At 72.3% G+C, this 15853-nt stretch carries 10 protein-coding genes; 8 read left to right on the top strand and 2 right to left on the bottom strand.

Going from position 1 to position 15853, the window contains the following annotated elements:
- Positions 1–305 precede the first annotated feature (305 nt).
- The 3 genes from ACQPZX_RS00555 to ACQPZX_RS00545 are packed head-to-tail and all read left to right on the top strand — an operon-like array spanning position 306 to position 4862.
- The gene (locus ACQPZX_RS00555) at positions 306–1943 is read left to right on the top strand and encodes an ABC transporter (protein WP_433386056.1); all 1638 of its coding nucleotides are present in this window, start codon (positions 306–308) and stop codon (positions 1941–1943) included.
- The gene (locus ACQPZX_RS00550) at positions 1940–3622 is read left to right on the top strand and encodes a GTPase family protein (protein WP_433372816.1); all 1683 of its coding nucleotides are present in this window, start codon (positions 1940–1942) and stop codon (positions 3620–3622) included. Before ACQPZX_RS00555 ends, ACQPZX_RS00550 begins: the two co-directional genes overlap by 4 nt.
- Positions 3623–3656: 34 nt before the next feature.
- Positions 3657–4862, top strand: a complete 1206-nt coding sequence (locus ACQPZX_RS00545; RefSeq protein ID WP_433372813.1) for a hypothetical protein — start codon at positions 3657–3659, stop codon at positions 4860–4862.
- A 7-nt stretch (positions 4863–4869) separates the two neighbouring features.
- Here ACQPZX_RS00545 and ACQPZX_RS00540 read toward each other — a convergent pair whose 3' ends face one another.
- Positions 4870–5826 carry a hypothetical protein gene (locus ACQPZX_RS00540; RefSeq protein ID WP_433372810.1) on the bottom strand — a complete coding sequence of 319 codons (957 nt, stop codon included), beginning with the start codon at positions 5824–5826 and terminating at the stop codon, positions 4870–4872.
- Between the two features lie 401 nt (positions 5827–6227).
- Here ACQPZX_RS00540 and pdhA point away from each other — a divergent pair, with 401 nt between their 5' ends.
- The 5 genes from pdhA (at position 6228) to ACQPZX_RS00515 (ending at position 14602) form a co-directional block, all read left to right on the top strand.
- A complete protein-coding gene (pdhA, locus tag ACQPZX_RS00535) occupies positions 6228–7367 on the top strand; it encodes a pyruvate dehydrogenase (acetyl-transferring) E1 component subunit alpha (protein ID WP_433372807.1) in 1140 nt (379 codons plus the stop codon).
- The gene (locus tag ACQPZX_RS00530) at positions 7364–8353 is read left to right on the top strand and encodes an alpha-ketoacid dehydrogenase subunit beta (RefSeq protein ID WP_433386053.1); all 990 of its coding nucleotides are present in this window, start codon (positions 7364–7366) and stop codon (positions 8351–8353) included. Before pdhA ends, ACQPZX_RS00530 begins: the two co-directional genes overlap by 4 nt.
- Positions 8354–8358: 5 nt before the next feature.
- Positions 8359–9759, top strand: a complete 1401-nt coding sequence (locus ACQPZX_RS00525; protein ID WP_433372804.1) for a dihydrolipoamide acetyltransferase family protein — start codon at positions 8359–8361, stop codon at positions 9757–9759.
- Between the two features lie 165 nt (positions 9760–9924).
- Positions 9925–10074: a hypothetical protein gene (locus ACQPZX_RS00520; RefSeq protein WP_433372802.1), complete on the top strand. Its 150-nt coding sequence runs from the start codon at positions 9925–9927 to the stop codon at positions 10072–10074.
- A 316-nt stretch (positions 10075–10390) separates the two neighbouring features.
- Positions 10391–14602 carry a hypothetical protein gene (locus ACQPZX_RS00515; RefSeq protein WP_433372799.1) on the top strand — a complete coding sequence of 1404 codons (4212 nt, stop codon included), beginning with the start codon at positions 10391–10393 and terminating at the stop codon, positions 14600–14602.
- A 499-nt stretch (positions 14603–15101) separates the two neighbouring features.
- Here ACQPZX_RS00515 and ACQPZX_RS00510 read toward each other — a convergent pair whose 3' ends face one another.
- Positions 15102–15755, bottom strand: a complete 654-nt coding sequence (locus ACQPZX_RS00510) for a hypothetical protein (RefSeq protein WP_433372796.1) — start codon at positions 15753–15755, stop codon at positions 15102–15104.
- Between the last annotated feature and the right edge of the window lie 98 nt (positions 15756–15853).

Here is a 15853-nt window from a genome sequence, read left to right as displayed (position 1 = left end):
ATGCCGTGATCGCTGAGAGTGATCAGACCGCCAAGACCGAGTCACCGGAAACGTCCCCCGAACCGGTCGAATACCAGCCGGTAACCGAAAATTCACCGGCCGCCGAAGCCGAAGAAATCGGTCACGAGGAGCAACCAAGCGAGCCGCCACCGCCGCCGAGCGAGCCCCCGGCGATCGAGGCCCCACCGGTCGAGCCCACGCTGGTCGAGCCCACGCTGGTCGAGCCGCCCGCGGCGGTCGGGCACCTCGCCACCGCGCTGAGCCACCTGCGCGCGGCGATCGGCGGCGCCTCGTACCCCCTGGTCATGCCCTCCGCCGAGGAGGCCCGCCGGGTTGGCGCCGCCCTCGTCGCCCAGCTCGACGACTACCTGCTGCCCCGCCTGGCCCGGCTCGACGCGCCTCTGCTGGTCGTCGTCGGCGGCTCCACCGGCGCGGGCAAGTCGACCCTGGTCAACAGCCTGGTCCGGGCGCCGGTCAGCGCGGCCGGCGTGCTGCGCCCGACCACGCGCTCGCCCGTGCTGGTGAGCAACCCCTCCGACCTGGCCTGGTTCCGCCAGGGCCAGCTGCTGCCGGGCCTGGTGCGCACCCCCGAGTCCAGCCCCGACCCCCGTACGCTGCAAATCGTCTCCGCCCCCGCGCTCGGCGCCGGCCTCGCGTTCCTCGACGCGCCCGACGTCGACTCGGTGGTCGAGGGCAACCGCAAGCTGGCCGCCCAGCTGTTCGCGGCGGCCGACCTCTGGCTGTTCGTGACCACGGCCGCCCGCTATGCCGACAACGTGCCCTGGGAGCTGCTGACCACGGCCCGGCTGCGCGGCACGGTGATCGCCCTGGTCCTCGACCGGGTGCCCGCCGAGGCCGCCGGCGAGGTCACCGCCCACTTGCAGGAGATGCTGGTCGCGCGCAACCTCGGCGCCGCGCCGCTGTTCGTGCTGCCCGAGACCAGCCTGGACGGCCAGGGCCTGATCGCCGAGGACGTGATCGGCCCGCTGCACGATTGGTTCGGCCAGCTCGCGGCCGACTCCACCGCCCGCTCGGCGGTGGTGCGGCAGACCCTCGACGGCGCGCTCACCGCGCTCGGCCCGGCGGTGGAGGGCCTCGCCGACGCCGCCGACGAGCAGTCGGTGGCCGCCCGCGCGCTCGACGAGCGGGTGTCCGTCGCCTACCGCAACGCCCGGCAGATCGTGGTCGAGGGGTTGCGCGACGGCCGGCTGCTGCGCGGCGAGGTCCTGGCCCGCTGGCAGGAGTTCGTCGGCACCGGCGAGTTCATGCGCACCCTGGAAAACCGGGTTGGCCTGCTGCGCGACCGGTTCGTCTCGGCGATCACCGGCCGCCCGCTGCCCGGCCGCAACCTGCAGACCGCCCTGGAGTCGCAGCTGGTCACGCTGCTGCGCGGGGTCGCGACCGACGCGGCCGAGCAGGCCTATTCGGCGTGGCAGGCGCACCCGGCCGGGGCGGCGCTGCTCCAACCCGATCTCCAGCGGGCCTCCGCCGACCTGCCGCAGCGCGCCGACCGGCTGGTGCGGGACTGGCAGCAGTGGGTGCTCGGCCTGGTGCGCGAGCAGAGCGCGGAAAAGAGAGTGGTGGCGCGCGGCGCGGCGTACGCGGTCAACGGCGCCGGCCTGGCCGTCATGATCGCCGTCTTCACCTCGACCGCGTTCATCCCGACCGGGCTCGAGCTCGCGGTCGGCGCCGGCACCACGGTCGCGGCCCAGAAGGTCCTCGAGGCCGTCTTCGGCGACCAGGCGATCCGCGGGCTGGCCAACCGGGCCCGCGAGGACCTGCTGTTCCGGGTCGGCGAGCTGCTCGACGCCGAGGCCGCCCGATACACCGACCGCACCGCGGCGACCGGGCTGGACACGGCGCCCGCCGCCGACCTGCGCCGGGCCGCGCTCGACGTGGAGGCCGCGCGGGTGGAACTCGCGTTGACGGGGAGCGCGACATGAGCTTGATTGAGAAGGTGCGTGGCGCGCTGACCGGTGCCGACGGCCGGGTGGACGCCGAGGAGCTGGTGCAGCGCCTGGAGTCGCTGGCCAAGTTCCTCCGCCTCGTGGATCCGTATCTTCCCGACGCCGACCTGGTCCCCGCGCACACGCTGGTCGAGCGGGCCGGCAACCGGCTCTCGCTCTCCCGAGACCACACCGTGGTGGCGCTGGCGGGCAGCACCGGCAGCGGCAAGTCGAGCCTCTTCAACGCGCTCGCCCGTCTCAAGCTCTCGCCCGTCGGGGTGCGCCGGCCGACCACCGGCGCCGCGCACGCCTGCGTCTGGGGCCCGCTCGAGCCGGCCAACCAGCTGCTCGACTGGATCGGGGTGCTGCCGCGCCAGCGCTTCATCCGGGAGAGCGCCCTCGACGGCGACGACGAGGCCGCCCTGCGCGGGCTGGTGCTGCTCGACCTGCCCGACTTCGACTCGATCGAGCGCAGCCACCGCCTCGAGGTCGACCGGCTGCTCGGCCTGGTCGACCAGGTGGTCTGGGTGGTCGACCCGCAGAAGTACGGCGACCGGATCCTGCACCAGGCCTATCTCACCCAGTTCCGCGAGCACACCGGCGTGACGATCGTGGTGCTCAACCAGGCCGACCGGCTGTCCACGCACGACACCGAGGTCGTGCTGGGCGACCTGCGCCGCCTGCTCGAGGAGGACGGCCTTCCCGGCGCGCCGGTGCTGGCCACCTCGGCCAAGCAGCCCGGCATGCTGCACGAGCTGCGCGAGACCCTGGAAAAGACCGTCGCCGACCGGCAGGCCGCGCTGCGTCGCCTCGCCGGCGACCTGCAGACGGTCAGCGAGCCGCTCACCTCGATGATCGGCCCGCCGGCCGCCGAGGACGAGGTCGACCGGGCCACCGTCCGCCAGCTCTCCGAAGCGCTCGCCGCCTCGGCCGGCGTCGGCGCGGTCGCCGACGCCGCCGCGGGCTCCTACCGGCACCGGGCCGCCGCGGCGACCGGCTGGCCCGTCGTCCGCGGTCTGCGCCGCCTGCGTCCCGACCCGCTGCGCCGGCTGCACCTGGCCGAGAAGGCGCCGACCGACGCGGTCTCCACCGACATCGTGCCGCGCACGTCGCTGCCCGAGGCGGACGCCGCGCAGAAGTCGGCGGTCGGCCTCTCGGTGCGCGCCGTCGCCGCCCGCGCGGCCGCGCCCCTGCCGGCCATGTGGGCGCCGGCGCTGACCAACGCGGCCCGCTCCCGCGTCGACGACCTGCCCGACGCGCTCGACCGGGCGGTCGCCAAGACCGACCTCGGCGCCGGCCGCACCCCGCTGTGGTGGCGCGGCGTCGGCATCCTCCAATGGATCCTGGTCGCGGCCGCGGTGGCCGGGCTGGGCTGGCTGCTGACGGGCTACGCGGTCCGCCTCCTCGGCCTCCCCGAGCTGCACTACCCCAAGGTCGGCGCGGTGCCGCTGCCCACGCTGCTGCTGCTCGGCGGCGTCCTGGCCGGCCTGGTGCTCTGGCTGCTGCTCAAGCCGATCGTCGACTGGGGCGCCCGCCGGGCCCGGGTCAAGGCCGAGCAGCGGCTGCGCGCCTCGATCACCGAGGTGGCCCGGGAGTACGTCGTGGCGCCCGTCCGCGAGGTGCTGAACGCCTACGCGCAGGCTCGCGAAGCGCTCACGACCGTTCGTTCGGAGTAGTCTCCGCGCGTTCGAGGACCGGTACGCTCGCGATATGTCGCCATCATCGACCCCGTTCGAGGCGGTCCTGCACGCGGCCCGTGACGTGGCGAAGCTCGACTGCGCGCTGGACGCCGAAATGCTGGGCACCGCCCTGCTCGGCAGCGTCTACTCGATCGCCGAGGCTGACCGGGCCGCGGCGGTGCGCGACTTCGTCGGCGAGTTCCTCTCCGCGACCACCCGGCGCCGCACGGCCGCCGCCACCACCATCCGCGAGGTGTTCGCGGCGCTGGTGCCCGACGCCGCCGGCGCGGCCGAGGTCAGGCGGGGAGCGCAGGCGCCGTCGTGGGCGGCCGAGCTGGGTCGCGTACGCCCCACCGGCTGCTACGCGTACGGCGACGTCTACGGCGACCAGACGTCCTATCTGGTCACCTTCGCCTACGAGAACGAGGACGGCGGCCCCGAGCACGCGGTCGTCGCCCTGGTCGACCACAACATCGGCATCACCAAGGACGTTTTCGTCGGCTCCTCGGCCGAGCGCATCCTCCAGCAGGTGCGCGAGATGTGCGCCGAGGACGAGCTGACCTGGTTCCGCGAGGAAGATCCCGGCCGGGTCCGCGACGAGGTCGACCGCCACCTGGCAATCACCGACGGCCTGGGCGCCCTGCCCGCCGACGGCTCGCTGGCCACCGACCGCGCCCTGGCCGCCGCCCGCCTGGCGCTGCTGCCCAGCGCCAGCACGCCGCCGCTGGCCGAGCCGCCCCACCCGAGCCACACCGAGCTGGCCCGCGACTTCCTGGCCGGCCCCGAGGCCGCCGAGTTCGGCCTCGACAAGGTGAGCGCCGACGACGAGCTGGCGTCCTTGCACTTCTGCGTGAGCCTCCTGCTGGACCACGCCGCCACCCTGCCCGGCGCCGACCCGCTGCGCTGGAGCCCCGCCGTGGCCGGCCTGTTCCTGCTCGACTGGGTGCACCGCCGCGCGGTCCTGGACATGGACGACGCCGCCATGCTCCCCAAGGTGACCCGCGCCTGGTCGGCCTACTCCACGCGCCGGCGGGGCCTGCCCGAGGCGGCCACCATCCAGACCGACGAGCTGGTCGAGGAGATGATCCCCGAGTTCGCCCGCCTCTACGCGACCGGCGAGCGCCGCAGCCCCGCCACGGCCGCCGTGGCCCAGCTGATCTCCGAGGGCGTCGACCCCGACGACCACGAGGCCATCGACGCCTGGCTGGACGCCAACCGCCACCGCCTCGACGAATAGCCAGGGGTCACCAGCGGCCGGTGACGTCCTCGGTGGGCTCGGCGTGGTGGCGGCCCACCCGGGAGCTGCGGCGCTGGGCCGGGGTGTCGTCGGCGTGGTGCAGGCTGCCGGCCCGGTGGCTGCCGCGGTACGGGCGGTCGATCTGGTTCTCCTCGGTGCGCGCCTCGGGGATCAGGTGGCGGGTGTTGAGGCTGCCCGCCGGGTAGCTGCGCTCGAGGATGCGGGACGCTCGGATGTTCTGCGGACGTTCGGCCACGGGTGACCTCCGGCTGTGCTCGGACCGGTCGGGCGACCGGTCTTTGTCGGTGGAACGGGCGCATCGGCGCTGGTGGTGCTGCGGCGATAAGTCGCCGCTATCCGGAATATCCGATAAATCGTTGATGACGTCGCCGCCCTCGGCAAAGTCCACCGGATCGAGGGCGGAAGAAGCGGGCCGGGCAGGCCGGGCGGACCCCTCAGGTACCGACGGCAGGTTCGGAAGAGCGGGCATTCCGGGCAGCGCCGGGAAGGCGGCCGCGCTCGATCGGTGCGGCCTCGAAGACTTGTCAGAACCGGACTTTTTTGCCGAGCCGCCGCCGCGGGCCGCGTGCTTCCCGCCGTACGGATATGAAGAAACCCGGCGCTTGCCCGCCTCGCCCAGAAGCCGGCCCGCCCGCAGCGCCGTCCCGGCGACGCCGGGCGGCAGCAAGGGCGGCGAAGCACCCACCCGGGAGTCGGGATGCACGGGCCCGGGCAACGCCGGCGGCAGGAACGGGACGTCCATGGTGTCGGTGCCGCCATCCGCGAGCTCGCTGGACCCGGCGGTGATCGCCGCGAGCGTGGGCGCCGACGCCAGCCCCACCAGCAACGCCACGATCAGCACATACCGCCGGGTCGGTCCGGAGAATCCGGTATCGGCCCGGTACACCCCGTTCAGCCGCTTCCGCATGACCTTGAGGGGCGGCACGAGGTCCTCGTCTGGCACGGACGGTCCCCTCCTACGAAAATGATCAACATGGATCGGTCTCGGTCAGAAGGTCGAACGACGGATGCCACCCGGGGCTGCGGGACATATGGTCCATTCGTACGGTAGTGACCGTACGAAAACCGCTTATTAGGACAAATAAGGGCACCGATGTGACGGGGGAATTTCCCGACTGTGATCGACCCGACCTGTAACGGGGCTCACGTTCTCTGTCAGGATGAAGGCGACGGCACCGCTGCCGATCTTCCGGGGCGGTGGGCGCCGTCACTCCCCGGCGGGGCCCCGGCCCGCGCCGTACCGTCGCGCGGCAACCTCACCAAGGTCAGGCGCGGCGACCCAGCGGTTCGCCGCGCGGACGGGCAACACCCGCTGCGGGCGCAGAGATGAACAGGGAGACACGGATGGCGAACGGCGATCGCGAACCCGGAGCCGACGCTCCGGCGGGCGGCTTCGTCCAACTGCTCACCCCCGACGGGGAACGCGTCGACAGCGTCACCACGGCGGACGGCACGACGTACACCGTCGACTTCACCGACGACGAATACCGAGAGCTCTACCGCGACCTGGTGACGGTCCGGCGGCTGGACGCCGAGGCGACCGCCCTGCAGCGCCAGGGCGAGCTGGGCATCTGGGCCAGCCTGCTCGGCCAGGAGGCGGCGCAGGTCGGCTCGGGCCGCGCGATGCGCCCGCAGGACATGGCGTTCCCCACCTACCGCGAGCACGGCGTGCTCTACACCCGCGGGATCGACCCGATCATGCCGTTCGGCCTGTTCCGCGGCGTCGACCAGGGCGGTTGGGACCCCAACGAGTTCAAGTTCAACACCTACACGATCGTGATCGGCGCGCAGACGCTGCACGCCACCGGCTACGCCATGGGCATCACCATGGACGGCAAGACCGGCAACGCCGACGGCGAGGCCGTCATCGCCTACTTCGGCGACGGCGCGACCAGCCAGGGCGACGTCAACGAGGCGTTCGTCTGGTCCGGCGTGTTCCACGCCCCGATCGTGTTCTTCTGCCAGAACAACCAGTACGCGATCAGCGAGCCGCTCGAGCGGCAGACCCGCATCCCGCTGTACCGCCGGGCGCTCGGCTACGGCTTCCCCGGCGTGCGGATCGACGGCAACGACGTGCTGGCCACCTTCGCGGTCACCCGGGCCGCCCTCGACCAGGCCCGCAACGGGCAGGGCCCGACCCTGATCGAGGCGTACACCTACCGGATGGGCGCGCACACCAGCTCCGACGACCCGACCCGCTACCGCATCGCCAGCGAGGTCGAGTCGTGGAAGGCCAAGGACCCGATCGCCCGGGTGAAGGCGTTCCTCACCAAGCAGCGGATCGCCGACGACGACTTCTTCGGCGACGTCGACGAGGCCGCCAAGAAGCTCGCGCTCGACCTGCGCGAGCGGGTGCTGGCCATGCCCGACCCGCAGCCGGTGACCCTGTTCGACAACGTCTACCCGCACGGTTCGCCCGAGGTCGACGCCCAGAAGGCGGAGTTCGAGCGGTACCACGCGTCGTTCGAGGGGAGCGCCCACTGATGAGCGAGACGATCACCCTTGGCAAGGCCCTCAACCACGGCCTGCGCAAAGCCCTCGAGGACGACCCCAAGGTCATCATCATGGGCGAGGACGTCGGCAAGCTCGGCGGCGTCTTCCGCATCACCGACGGCCTGCAGAAGGACTTCGGCGAGGACCGGGTCATCGACACCCCGCTCGCCGAGTCGGGCATCGTCGGCACCGCGATCGGCCTGGCCATCCGGGGCTACCGGCCGGTCTGCGAGATCCAGTTCGACGGCTTCGTCTTCCCGGCGTTCAACCAGATCGTCGCCCAGGTGGCGAAGATGTTCTACCGCTCGCTCGGCAACGTGCGGCTGCCGATCGTCATCCGCATCCCGTTCGGCGGCGGCATCGGCGCGGTCGAGCACCACTCCGAGTCGCCCGAGGCGCTGTTCGCCCACATTCCGGGTCTCAAGGTCGTGAGCTGCGCCAACCCCGCCGACGCGTACACGATGATCCGCCAGGCGATCGCCTCGGACGACCCGATCGTGTTCTTCGAGCCCAAGCGCCGCTACTGGGAGAAGGGCGAGGTCGACCTCGCGGCCCCGCTCGAAAAAGCCTTCCCGCTGCACACGGCCCGGGTCGCCAAGCCGGGCGACGACGTGACCGTGCTGGCGTACGGCCCGATGGTGCGCACCTGCCTCGACGCGGCCATCGCGGCCGCCGAGGACGGGCGCAACCTCGAGGTCATCGACCTGCGCTCGCTCTCCCCGCTGGACATGGGCACGGTCTACGAGTCGGTGAAGCGCACCGGCCGCGCCGTCGTCGTGCACGAGGCGCCGGGCAACCTGGGCCTGGGCGCCGAGCTCGCGGCCCGGATCACCGAGGAGTGCTTCTACTCCCTGGAGGCGCCGGTGCTCCGCGTGACCGGCTACGACGTTCCCTACCCGGCCGCCCGGGTCGAGGAGGACTACCTCCCCGATCTCGACCGGGTGCTGGACGCCGTCGACCGCTCGTTCGGCTGGTGACGCCGATGCCGCGGATCAAGGAGTTCACGCTGCCCGACCTCGGCGAGGGCCTGACCGAGGGAGAGATCCTCTCCTGGCTGGTCAAGGTGGGCGACACGATCGAGCTCAACCAGCCGATCGTCGAGGTCGAGACGGCGAAGGCGGCCGTGGAGATCCCGGCGAAATGGGCCGGCGTCGTGACCAAGATCTTCCACGAGGCGGGCACGACGGTCGAGGTGGGCGCGCCCATCGTCGCCATCGACACGCAGCCGGGTGCCGGAGACCTTCCCGAGCCCTCCGCCGAGTCGCTGGCGGCCGTCGAGATCGCGCCGGCCGAAGGAGCGGTCGAGCCTGGCCTCATCGGTGGTCCAGCTCCGGGCGGACGCACGGCCGTCCTGGTGGGTTACGGCCCGAGAAACACAACGGCAAAACGCAGACCCCGATCCGGTACGGCTCCAGCACCGTCGACAACCGCAAGCAACGGCAGCACCCCGCCTGCGGCGGCTGCCACACTCGCGGAAGCACCCGCGGAGCAGCCCTCGAATGTTCCCGCGCCGGCCGCCAGGGCTCTGGCGAAGCCCCCGGTCCGGAAGTTGGCACGGGATCTGGGCGTCGACCTGACCTCGCTCGCGGGGACCGGGCCGATGGGTTCGGTCACTCGGGACGACGTACACCAGGCCGCGGCGCCTGCCCCGGCGGCCACCGCGGCTCCTTTTGACGCTTCTCGCGAGCAGCGGATCCCGATCAAGGGCGTCCGCAAGCTGACCGCGGAAAACATGGTCGCTTCCGCCTTCACCGCGCCGCACGTCACCGAGTTCCTCACGGTCGACGTCACCCGCACGATGAAGGCGCTCGAGAAGATCAAGGCGAGCCGCGACTTCCGCGACGTGCGGATCTCGCCGCTGCTGCTGGTGGCCAAGGCTGTGCTGCTCGCGGTCAAGCGCCACCCGATGGTCAACTCGAGCTGGGCGGGCGAGACCGGCGAGATCGTGGTGAAGGAGTACGTGAACCTCGGCATCGCCGCGGCGACCGAGCGGGGTCTCATCGTTCCCAACATCAAGGACGCCGGGCGTCTCACGCTGCGGGAGCTGGCCGAGGCGCTGAACACACTCGTCCAGGTGGCGAAGTCGGGTAAGACGCCGCCCGCCGACATGGCCGGCGGCACTCTCTCGATCACCAACGTCGGCGTGTTCGGGGTCGACACCGGCACCCCGATCCTGCCGCCGGGCGAGTCGGCCATCCTGGCGTTCGGCGCGGTCAAGCCCACGCCCTGGGTGCACAAAGACAAGATCAAGATCCGTCAGGTGACCACACTGGGGCTCTCGTTCGACCACCGGATCATCGATGGCGAGCTGGGCTCGAAGTTCCTGCGGGACATCGGCGAGTTCCTGACCGACCCGGAGGCGGCGCTACTCTCGTGGACGTAGGCACACGATCGAAACTTAGGCAAGCAATTATTTCGACCTTCGATCGTTAGGCACGTGCTCACGATCACCCCCTAAATCGTTGGCAGCTCGGTTCGGGGCGAGTCACAATGGACTTGCCTCGAACAGAGCATCGAAACGTTTGGCCTCACGAGGGCCGAAGGGGAAGTGACCAGCACCATGAGCATCGTCGACCGCGTCCGTCAGCGCCGGATGATCAACCGCGAGAACCGTGCCATCGACCGGGCGTGGAAGTCCGCGCCGACCCAGGCCATGCGCGACGAGATCGCCATCTTCGCCCAGCGCAAGACCTTCTGATAGCAGCGTCACAAAGAGCCCGTCCGGAGTCCTCCGGGCGGGCTCCTTCTTGTCTGAAGTCTCCCTTAAAGATCAGCGCAGCGTCCCCTTCCGGGCGTACACCGGGATTCCTCACGCCGCCCCGGCCCGGTACGGTTGGGCACGGTTCCCACGCCGGCTCGGCCGGTCGGCACGGAAACCGGGGCCTCAAGGCGCGCCCCGCGCCGGCGGGTCCCGCACGGCCTGGCCTCAGAGCTGGGCACGGCGCTCCGGTGCGATTCGCCGGTGAGTCGCGTCCGTGCAAAGCTGGCACGGCCGCATTGACGAGGAGGCGCTCATGACGTCCGAGGGGCAGTACGCCGGTACGCAACCGGCCGAAACCACGTCGGGCGGCCACACGTCGGACGACTTCCCGCCGGACGCCGACGGCCGCCGAGCCGCCGGTCGGGTCTCGGCGCCGCCGCCCACCGAGGGTTTCCCCAGCTCGTATGCTCCGCCTCCGCAGGCCACGCCGAACGGCGGCTCGCCGTTCGTGGTCCCCGCGGTCCGCACCTTCGGCTCCGGGTCCGACGTGGCCCGGCCCGCCACCCCGAGCGGCACGTCCTACGGTTCGGCCCGCATCCCCGCGCCCGAGGGCGACACGTCACTGCCGCAGCGGGGCGCCGCCTCGCCGTACGGCTCGGTTTCCCCCGGCGCGGCCGCGTCTTCCTACGGCGCCGCGACGCCGCCCGCCGCTTCCTCCCCCTTCGAGCAGCCACCCGCCGCTGCGGGCTCCGCCTCCGGCTCTTCATTCGCTCAGCCGCCCGCCACGCCCGGCTCCTCGTTCGGCCAGCAGCCCGCCGCTGCGGAATCCTCGTTCGGCCAGCCGCCCGCTTCGTCGGGTTCGTCGTTCGTCCCGGCCTCCGGCAATGCCCCCGAGCCACCGCGCTCGGCGTGGGCGCCCCAGCAGGCCGAGGGCGACAGCGCCATCCCGCTGCCCCAGCGCACCCCCGCTTCGGTCGACCCCGGCACGATCGGCGAGTTCGACGGCTTCGCGGCCGGCTCGCCCGGCCGCGGCACACTCCCCGACCAGCCCGCGGCACCTGACGTAGACCCGGCCACCGGCCGCCCGCCCGGCATCTCCGCCTTCGGCGCCCAGCGCGTCCGCGTGCCCGGCGCCACCCTCGGCGACCTGCCCGACGCCCCACCGTCGGCGCGCACCCCGAGCGGCGGCTTCCCCGTGCGCGGCAGCGCCACCCCCGCCACTTCCGGCCCCGCTTCGTCCGTCCTGCCGGGCTCTGGCCCTGCCTCCTCCGGCCTGCCGGGCTCCGGCCCTGCATCCTCCGGCCTGCCGGGCTCCGGCCCTGCATCTTCCAGCTTCGCCCCCGCTTCCGGCCTCCCCGGCTCGACGCCCGGCCTCGGCTCCGCGCCCGACGATGGACGCTCAGGCGATGGCGGCTTCCCCCTGCGCGGCGGCGGCAGCGCCACCTTCCCGACCCGCCGGGGCGAGAGCGGCGGCTTCCCGCTCCGCGGCGCCTCGACGATCCCGCCGGCCCCATCGGCCGAGCCCACGTCGGAACCGCCGGCCGCCCAGCCCCCACCCCCCGTCACCGACCTGCCGATCCGCAGCCAGCAGGCACCGTTCGGTCCGCCGCCCACCGCGGGCGAGCCCGACGGTTCGTTCAGCGCGTTCGGCCCGCCGGCCCCCGGTCTCACGTCAAAGGACGAGCAACTGTCCGACCCCTTCGGCCGCCGCCCCGGCGCCGACCAGCAGCCACCCACCACCCGCCCCGGCGAGTCCGGCCTGCCCGGGTCATCCGGCCTGCCCGGGTCATCCGGCCTGCCCGGGTCATCCGGCCTGCCCGGGTCGTCCAGCCTGCCCGGATCATCCGGCCTGCCCGCCTCCGGTGGCCTGCCCGACCCGTTCGGCCGCACCGCCCCTGGCGACCAGCCGGCCGAGGCACCGTCCTACGGCTCGGCCCGGCCCGCGCCGTTCGGCCAGGCCAGCGACCAGCCGGCCGAAGCGCCCTCTTACGGCTCGGCCCGTTCCGCGCCGTTCGGCCAGGCCGACAACCAGCCAGCCGAAGCGCCGTCCTACGGCTCCGCCCGCCCCGCGCCGTTCGGCCAGGCCAGCGACCAGCCAGCTGAAGCGCCGTCTTACGGCTCCGCCCGCCCCGTCCCCTTCGGCGAGGCCGGCGACCAGACTTCCTTCGGCGCCGCGAGCCCGTCGGCCGACGACAAGCCCTACGGCTCTGCCCGCCCGGCCTCCCCCGTGGCCGGCACCTACGGCTCGGCGAGGCCCGCCCCGTCGTTCGGCGAGCCCGAGGCCACCCCGTTCACCCGCGCCGCCGAGCCCGACTCGGGCGCGTTCGGCACCGCACAGCCACAGGCCCCGTTCGGCGACGAAGCTTCGCCCTACGCCGCCCGCTCCGCGTCGCCGTTCGGCGAGCGCCCCTCCTCGGCGGAGCCCGCCTCTTTCGGCGAGCGCCCCTCCTCGGCCGAGCCCGCCTCTTTCGGCGAGCGCCCGGCCTCCGGCGCCCCCGCATCCGGCGGCCCCGCATCTGGTGCCGCCGCAGCCTTCGGCAATCGCCCGGCTTCCGGCGCGGCCGCAGCGTTCGGAGACCGCCCGGCTTCCGGCGCCTACGGTGACCGCCCTGCCTCCGGCCCTTACGGTGACCGCCCCGCGTCCGGCGCACCCACGTCCTTCGGTGACCGCCCCGCGTCCGGCGCACCCACGTCCTTCGGTGACCGCCCCGCGTCCGGCGCACCCACGTCCTTCGGTGACCGCCCCGCGTCCGGCGCACCCACCTCCTTCGGCGACCGCCCGGCATCGGGCGCTCCCGCCCCGTTCGGCGACCGCCCGGCGTCCGGCGCGCCCGCCACCTACGGTGACCGGTCCGCTTCCCCGTTCGGTGAGCGTCCCGACGACCGCTCAGCCTCCCCCTTCGGTGAGCGCCCCGACGACCGCCCGTCCTCGCCCTACGGTGAGCGCCCTGACGACCGCTCGGCATCACCTTTCGGTGAGCGCCCCGACGACCGGTCCGCCTCGCCTTTCGGTGAGCGTCCCGACGACTGGTCCGCCTCGCCCTTCGGTGAGCGTCCCGGCGGTCGTTCAGCCTCGCCCTACGGTGAGCGCCCAGCCTCCGGCACCCCCACGGCCTTCGGAAACGAGCCGTTCGCGGCCGGCGGCGACCAGTTCGGCTCGCCCTCCGACGGCGGCCAGGACGACCACGCGCTCTACCGCCGCCCCGACTCCCCGGCCGACCCCGACCGGGGCAGCGGCAGCGGCGGATACCCCCAGCGGGTGCCCGGGGCCGCGCTCGGTTCCGCCGCCGGTGCTCCGGTCGTGGCCGAGAGCCGCAACGGCTCGGTCCCGGCTCCGCGCGACCCCGCCGAGCACCAGGGCGCCGTCGGCTCGGCCCGCCCGGTCACCGCGAGCGCCTCAGTGCCCTCGGCCAGCCGGGTGGCGCCCGTCGACCCTGGCGAGCTTCCGCCGCCGGCCGCCGCTCCGCAGGCCCGTGTCTACGGCCGTCCCGCGGCTCCGGCCGAGCCCGAGGACGACCAGCCCTCCGGCGACCTGCCCGCGTCACCGGCGCCCGGCGGGTTCGGCTCACCCGCGTACCCGCAAACCTCTGGTGACCACAACGGACCCGGCGGCGAGCCGGGCGCTCCGGGCATCGCCCCGCAGTCGCCGGCGCGCGCCACCGCCCGGGCCTCGGCGAGCGCCCGTGTCGCCCCGCCCGCGCCGCCGGCGAACCCGGCAAACCCAATGAATCCGGCAAACCCGGCTAGTTCCGCGAACCCGCCGTTCGCCGACTTCATCAGCCCCGGCGCCCCGGCCGAGCAGCCGCCGTTCGGCGGGACCGAGCAGCCGCGCAACCTGCCGCCGTTCGGTGATTTCACCAACCCGGCGCCGCAGCAGTCGCCCTTCAACGACCCGCAGCAGCAGCCGTTCGGTGACTTCACCAACCCGGGCGCGCCCCAGCCGCAGTTCGGCGACTTCGGCAACCCGCCGCCGAACCCCTACGCGCCCGAGCAGTACAGCGAGCACACCACCGACATCGCAGGCCGGGAGAATCCTTACTCCCCGCCGCAGTTCCCGCCGCCGGGCGCCGGCTCGCCGGAGATCTCGGACGCGATCAGCCGTGCCACGGTGACCCCGCCGGGGCCGGACGACACCACCAACTGGCCGGGCCCGGCCGGGCAGGGCCGGTTCGACCAGTTCAAGCCGGAAGCCGAGGCGCCGGCCAAGCCGGAGACGCCGCGGGTCCGGATGTTCCCGATCCTGATCGCGGTCGTGATCGGCGCGGTGTTGCTGCTCGGTCTCGCGCTCGGCGTGGTCTACCTGGTCGCCGGCGACAAGAGCAAGGCGATCAGCGTGAGCGCCGGCGAGTGCGTGAAGCGCGACGGCGACGCCGCGGTGAAGGCCGACTGCGGCGACGCCCAGTCGTTCCAGGTCGTGTCGATCGTCAGCGACGTTTCCAAGTGCGAGGACCCGAAGCAGCCGTACGTCGTGAACCCGACCGACAACGGCCAGAACCAGGTGCTCTGCCTCAAGCCACACAGCTGATGTCATCCTGACCACCATCGCGTCGCCCCGGCCTCCGGGTGCGGCACGATGGTGCGATAACTGCACGTGCGTGGTCGCTTACCGTGGGGCTGGTGATTCTGCTTGCGCAGCAATGGCATCTGGGCTGGTCCTGCTACGGGCGCCCGCGCTGCGGGGCCACGGTTGGCTGAACTCCGGTGGCGAGAATTCCACCTGGCCAGCCTGCGCGGCAAGGGTCGCGCTGCTCGACTTCTGCCGGTTCTGAGTACAACTGCGATCCCTCCACAATGTTGTCGAGTGACGGTCCGAGCACGCTGCGACTAATTGGGCATGGTCCGTCGCGCCGTGCCGGCGGCGGCGACGTCCACGCCGTTGACTTCAATATTCTGAGTCAACTGGGATACTGTTATCCCTGCGAGCCACATACACCACTGCGGATCCGGGAAGATTCATTGGTGTAAGGCCCGGTGGCGACCAGCGGTCCCGACAGACCTACTTCGAGCTGGTCGCCGCTTGCTATTCAGCCATCGGGCTCCAAGCTCTCGCTCGGCCTCATCGGTAGATCCGGCGAGGAAGACACGGCCTCGTCGAAGGCAAGACTTTTCACGAACGCAGCGATACGGTCGGCGTCCGCAGTCGTGAGCCGGATCGGCAAGGTCATGTTCACGAGTAGGTTCGGACGGAGCGGGAGCGTGTACGAGACGGTCTCCGCGCTACGGTCTAGGGCGACGGCAGCCTGGTCTTGCTCCGCATTCGGCGGGATCGTGTTGCCCGTCGAGCGTTGGACCTCCTGCTTTGTCGGCGAATTGCCCGGCTTTTTCGGTGGCCCCCCCGCGTTCGAAGACGTACTTCGCGTGCGCACAACCCGATTCCAGCTGGCATCTTGGTCCAACCATGCCTGGTACATCGTGACCGCAGTGCGGAACCGAGATTTGTAAGCCGCGATCGTCGCGGACGAGTACCGGCTGCCGCTTCGGACCTCGAACCGTCGAAAGAGGTTATCAAGATCAAGGTCTGCGATCTGGACCGTCGATGGGTCATCCTCAACCTGGAGAACATTCGAGACCGCCACACGGAGATTGTGAGCCGTAGTGGCACGGATCTCGTGTTTTTTTGAGGCCCAGTCTAAGAAAGCCAGCAGGCCAGCACCGCTGCCATCGCGCAAGTCGGCCACCGTCAACACCTCCGATCCCGCAGTTAGTCACGCATCGAAGCTTAGCACTGACGGTCTAACTATCAAATAGACCGAACTATGGATCAAGGACAGTTGGA

It is taken from the genome of Actinoplanes sp. CA-142083, from assembly GCF_050942195.1.
Lineage (GTDB): Bacteria > Actinomycetota > Actinomycetes > Mycobacteriales > Micromonosporaceae > Actinoplanes.
This window is presented reverse-complemented; position numbering and strand designations above follow the sequence as displayed.